This window comes from Falsiroseomonas sp. E2-1-a20 (assembly GCF_051433195.1).
In the GTDB taxonomy this organism is placed as follows: domain Bacteria; phylum Pseudomonadota; class Alphaproteobacteria; order Acetobacterales; family Acetobacteraceae; genus Falsiroseomonas.
Genome location: NZ_JBHMFT010000114.1, coordinates 1 through 3,389 on the forward strand (window position 1 = coordinate 1; position 3,389 = coordinate 3,389).

Here is a 3,389-nt window from a genome sequence, read left to right on the forward strand (position 1 = left end):
CCTCAAGCGCTTTCCCTTCGACCACGTCTTCGGCCTGCACAACTGGCCGGGTCTGCCCGAGGGGCAGTTTGCCTGGCGCGAGGGCGGGATCCGCGGCTACGTCGCCACCGGCCGCGCCAAGCATCCCGACGAGGGCGAGGAGCAACGCCGAGGACCATTGGTCTCGACAATGCGCCAGCGGCTCAGACGCGCCGGCCGGCGCAGTTGCTACCGATTACGCAAGGAGGTGGTTGAACCTGTCTTATAATCCGCCCTTACCGGGTCACAGGGACTTTTCGTCCAGCAGTCCTCAGAAGCCTTTCAGGCTACACCGGCTTTGTGGGTCGCTGGCATTTGGCTATCGCGGCTGCCACGGAAACTCTGCTTGAACCACTCGATGAGGGGAGAGAGTTTGGCGGGTCAAGCAGGCATCAAGACCTCACCGCATCCAGCCCCTGAAAAGCGGGAAGATAGTTACGGTATGCAAAACCGCGCCCCCTGGCTAGGTCAATCGCGATGTGTCCATAGAGCATCAGCTCGCGCCATCTCCGGAGCCAAGTCAAAGCGAATCGAGGGTTCACGCATTTGGACAGTGGCAATACATCGCAATCAAACAGATCATTAATTTCAAGAAAATAGCTGATGTATTTTTTATCGGCGTCCTTCACGCGAAAACGAACTCTCTTGGATATGCCGAGACTATTCCAATTCACTTGTTTTATGCACATCAGGAAAATACGCGCCTGGGCGTGGATCTGGATTGGATTCTCCGCGTCACTCCAGCCATCGAGCCTTTGCCATTTTTTGGCATACAGATCTAACTCGTAGGCCGTGTCGCCTGCCTCGCTATGAGCTACAAGCGTAATGGGTTTGCCTCGAAACAACCTGCGGAGTGGGAAAGGTGTTCCGGAAAATAAACTTTCGGCGTACTTCGCCACGACCCTCTCTTTCAGGACCACTTTGGCCTCTTGTTGTGTGAGACTTTCCAAAGTAGCTGTCTTCGCCCGCAGGTACAAATCCAGATGTTCATCTAGGTTCGTGTACCAATCTTTATTGGTTAGGGTAAAGCCTGCATCGTGATCCCATCCATCGCCTGGAGCGCAGACAACACACTCTGGTTCTACGATAGCATTCTGCTCGAAATACCGCTTGACGTTTATACCGAAATTTAAATACTGATTAAATTTTTGTGTTTCCGGGTGGAGATAGCAGTTGTTGCTGGCGAATGGAATTGCATACCTTGCCTTCACGGCTAGCGCGAACTCGGCGAACTCAATACTGTATTTTTTTTGATCGTCAGTGTGTTGACCGCCCCGATCTATTATTTCGAAACAAAGCCTTGCGTTGGCGGAGCTATGGCTGCGCAGAAGAAAGTCGATCTTGGGATGCTTTTGCAGAATCTGGCGCAGTGGAAGTCCCATGATCTTGCAATCATTAGCATTCATGATCGTCTTGCCATTTGCCTCGATAATTAGGACCGAGTCTGCGAAATGGCCGAACTGGTAACTGGTTATCCGGAAGTCGTCGTCAAGCCGAAAGGGCTTGCCATGCACAAGTTCCGTAATGTGATCGCAGCCCATCGCCTTGAGATCGTTGTAGATGCGTCGATCAGGCGTCTTTGGAATGAGGATGTGCCGGTTAAGGCCGAGACGGCGAAGTGTGGGACCGTGAAAGTGATCCCAGTGTAGATGGGTCAGATAGATGAAGTTGGGATCAAGCCCTTCCAGCAAGCCGTCGGGCACGGGAGGGTAATTCCACCAGGAGCGCCAATAGGCAGATCCGATCAGCCAGGGATCACATAACAGGCGGCAATCAGATGCCGCCACTTCAAGACAGGCATGCCCCAACACTCGAAACCTCATTGGATCCATCCCCCGAGTGTGAATCTTAATTGATCTTCGGATGAGGTATGCCAGGCTCAAGATTTAAGATGCAGCTATGGTCCTGCACGATACGTTTGCCTTTTCTTCCTCGTTCCTCAGCGATCTGGAGTCTCGCGCTAGTTGCGGACGTGCGAGCCAGCCTTTGTCCGGTGAGTGTGGCGGGATAGAGCCTTGATGAGGTGAAGTGCATCACGACGAGGCGAACCTGATACGAGCTAACGACAAACGTCCATCTCCCATTGTAAGTAACTCTTGGGAGTAGGCTGTGCTCAGGGGCTTGATAGGTGAAACTGGTAACCCAGCTCCCGCCATTTCGGCAGTTACGCGTCGGCGTCGCGGAGATAACCAGGGCGGCGCGGAGCTGCTGGGGACAGAGGCCGTCGGCGCGAACCTGTCTGGCCCAAGTGAGGTGGTGCCGCCGAGGCTCATGCTTCCAAATCGCGACGTGCCGCCTAAACCGGCGGCTCGACACCGGCCTCGCGCGCGGTCCGCGTGACCAGGCAGCACGTTGTGCGCCAGGCGGTAGGAGGAAGAGGGCCGCCGCGGTCCGCCTTACAGCCCGACCTTGCTGGCGGCGTTGTCGCGAAACAGGCCGCCGCGGCGGACATAGCCGCGCAGGGTGGCAGCGGAGCGGTGGCGGGTCTGCTGCATGATGGCGTGTTCCGGCACGCCGGCGCGGGCGGCCGAGGTGGCAAAGCCGGCGCGCAGCGAGTGTCCGGCAAAGCCGGCGGGGTCGTAGCCGGCGGCGGCGACGGCGGCTTTAACCACCCGCGCCACGTCGCGGTCGGACAGGCGGGTGGCGGTGGCGCGGCCGCCCCGGGTGACCGAGACAAAGATTGCGCCGTCCGCGAGGCCGGCGGCGTCGCGCCAGGCGGCGAGCGCCCGTACCGGGCAGGTGAGGTCGTGCTGGCCGTGCGGCAGGGCGATCTCGGTGCCGGCGCCGTCGGGGTCGGTCTTGGAGCGGCGCAGCGTCAGCACGACGCCTTCCGGCACCGGCCGCAAATCGGCCGCGTCGAGCGCCACCAGCTCCGACCGCCGCAGCGCCGCGGCGAAGCCGACCAGCAGCAGGGCGCGGTCGCGCAGCACCTCGCTGGTCGCCGCGGTGCTCTGGCGCGGCGCGGTGCCGTGCTGGCGGCGGATGCCGGCCCAGACCTCGCGGATGGCGGGGTGGCGCGGGTCGAGCGCGTGGCCCTGCAGGCGGTGCGCCTGGCCGATGGCGACCAGGCGCAGCCGCAGCGAGGCGGGGCGGAGGGTCTGCGCCCGGTCGGCGAGGAACAGCCCGACGGTCTCCGGGGCGGCCGGCAGCGGCGCCAGGCCATGCTCAGCGCACCAGCGGCAAAAATCCGTCCAGGCGATGGCGTAGCTGCGCCGCGTGCTTTGGGCCCGCGCCTGGTGGGCGTAGCCGCGGGCGCGCTCGGCGGTGGCGGCGAGGTCGCGGAGCGCCGGCGAGGTGTCGGCGCGCGGGGCGGGCGGGGCAGGGGGCTGGGTCATAGGGATCCCGGGCAGATCGTGTCCGATAAATAAATA

General features: G+C 61.0%; 2 protein-coding genes and 1 pseudogene. 1 reads left to right on the forward strand and 2 read right to left on the reverse strand.

Translation table 11 applies throughout. From position 1 onward, the window contains the following. Positions 1 to 85: 85 nt before the first annotated feature. Positions 86 to 241, forward strand: a pseudogene (locus ACFHPP_RS30635) (IS5/IS1182 family transposase); the annotation flags it as partial. A 169-nt stretch (positions 242 to 410) separates the two neighbouring features. On the opposite strand, the gene ACFHPP_RS30640 reads toward ACFHPP_RS30635, so the two are convergent. Together ACFHPP_RS30640 and ACFHPP_RS30645 are read right to left on the reverse strand one after the other, a co-directional pair. Next, positions 411 to 1,829, reverse strand: coding sequence for an MBL fold metallo-hydrolase (locus ACFHPP_RS30640; RefSeq protein ID WP_437167013.1), 1,419 nt, complete (start codon positions 1,827 to 1,829; stop codon positions 411 to 413). 585 nt (positions 1,830 to 2,414) lie between these two features. Further along, positions 2,415 to 3,389: tyrosine-type recombinase/integrase (locus tag ACFHPP_RS30645; protein ID WP_437167014.1), on the reverse strand; the 975-nt coding region annotated here is incomplete at its 5' end.